The 2363-nt window shown below is 56.2% G+C and carries 1 rRNA gene; it reads left to right on the top strand.

The window, feature by feature from the left end:
- A 23S ribosomal RNA gene (locus tag ACSFC5_RS23305) occupies window positions 1-2195 on the top strand; the annotation flags it as partial.
- Window positions 2196-2363 lie beyond the last annotated feature (168 nt).

Here is a 2363-nt window from a genome sequence, read left to right on the forward strand (position 1 = left end):
CACCGTGTTCAAGCGCGGGGAGTCAAACGGGCACAACCCGAAACCGGACGATCTAGGCGTGAGCAAGGTGAAGCGTGCCGAAAGGTGCGTGGAGGCCTGTTAGAGTTGGTGTCCTACAATACCCTCTCGTGACTTACGTTTAGGGGTGAAAGGCCCATCGAGTCCGGAAACAGCTGGTTCCAACCGAAACATGTCGAAGCATGACCTCTGCCGAGGTAGTTTGTGGGGTAGAGCGACGGATTGGGGGATCGCACTCCGAGAGGAGTGTGCCCCCCTGTCCAACTCCGAACCTACAAACGCCGTTTGACGCAGGGAGTCCGGTGCGCGGGGTAAGCCTGTGTACCGTGAGGGAGACAACCCAGAGCTGGGTTAAGGTCCCCAAGTGTGGACTAAGTGCGATCGAAAGTGGTGCCGAGCCCTAGACAGCCGGGAGGTGAGCTTAGAAGCAGCTACCCTCTAAGAAAAGCGTAACAGCTTACCGGCCGAGGTTCGGCGCGCTTAAAATGATCGGGGCTCAAGTCCACCACCGAGACCTAGCGGCATCTGTCAAAAGATGATTCCGTAGGTTGGCGTTCTGTTCGGGCGGAAGCATGGTCGAGAGATCATGTGGACCGTTCAGTAACGAAAATCCTGGTCAAAGTAGCAGCGTTAGTCGGGTGAGAACCTCGACGGCCGAATGAGTAAGGGTTCCTCAGCAATGCTGATCAGCTGAGGGTTAGCCGGTCCTAAGTCAGCCCGTAAGTCGAAGCTGACAACAGGGAAATAGGTTAATATTCCTATGCCAGTGTGCATCCAAAGCCGACGCTTTGGGGCCGCCTCTGCTGGGCTTTCGCCCAGTCGAACAGTCGAAATTCGTGGAAGCCGTAATGGCACGAAGCGAACGAATGACTGGATAGCGAAAGAGAGGCCAACCTAGAGCCCGTGAAAAGGCGAGCACACAGTCCGTACCGAGATCCGACACAGGTACTCATGGCGGCGAAAGCCAAGGTCTGTCGGGAGCAACCGACGTTAGGGAATTCGGCAAGTTAGTCCCGTACGTTCGCAATAAGGGATGCCTGCCTCGCGAAGAGGCAGGTCGCAGTGACTCGGGCGCTCCGACTGTCTAGTAACAACATAGGTGACCGCAAATCCGTAAGGACTCGTACGGTCACTGAATCCTGCCCAGTGCGGGTATCTGAACACCCCTTACAAGGGGACGAAGGACCCGTTAACGGCGGGGGTAACTATGACCCTCTTAAGGTAGCGTAGTACCTTGCCGCTTTAGTAGCGGCTTGCATGAATGGATCAACGAGAGCGCCACTGTCCCAACGTTGGGCCCGGTGAACTGTACGTTCCAGTGCGGAGTCTGGAGACCCCCAAGGGGAAGCGAAGACCCTATAGAGCTTTACTGCAGGCTGTCACTGAGACGTGGTCGCCATTGTGCAGCATAGGTAGGAGGCATTACACAGGTAGCCGCGCTAGCGGCCCACCGAGCCAGCATTGAAATACTACCCGATGGTGACTGCGACTCTCACTCCTGGCGGAGGACACTGGTAGCCGGGCAGTTTGACTGGGGCGGTACGCGCTTGAAAAGATATCGAGCGCGCCCCAAGATTTCCTCACTCGGGTCGGAGACCCGAGGAAGAGCGCAAGAGCAAAAGGAAGTCTGACAGTGTCCGGCACAACGACGGACGCTGACGCGAAAGCGTGGTCTAGCGAACCAATTAGGCTGCTTGATGCGGCCAATTGCTGACAGAAAAGCTACCTTAGGGATAACAGAGTCGTCACCCGCAAGAGCACATATCGACCGGGTGGCTTGCTACCTCGATGTCGGTTCCCTCCATCCTGCCCGTGCAGAAGCGGGCAAGGGTGAGGTTGTTCGCCTATTAAAGGAGGTCGTGAGCTGGGTTTAGACCGTCGTGAGACAGGTCGGCTGCTATCTATTGGGGGTGTTACGGTATCTGACGAGAACGTTCGTATAGTACGAGAGGAACTACGAATGGGTGCCACTGGTGTACCAGTTGTTCGAGAGAGCACGTGCTGGGCAGCCACGCACCACGGGGTAAGAGCTGAACGCATCTAAGCTCGAAACCCACTTGAAAAAGAGATACCACTGAGGCCACTCGTAGAAGACGAGATCGATAGACTCGGGGTGTACGCGCCAAGGCAACGAGGCGTTGAGCCCGCGAGCACTAATCGGCCAAGCCACATAGTCATACATAACATCGCATTGGATCCGTGACGCGGCGAACGGGTCCGGACGCAAACTGGACTACACATACATTACGGTCAGTAACCACCGATTACGGTAGCTTGGACACGAGTCCAAGGCACGGAAGACATGGTCTTCCGATGTACAACGGTTCGAGTCCGTTGATCGGCGT

The sequence above is a fragment of the Natronorubrum marinum genome, from assembly GCF_052040125.1.
Classification (GTDB): Archaea; Halobacteriota; Halobacteria; order Halobacteriales; family Natrialbaceae; genus Natronorubrum.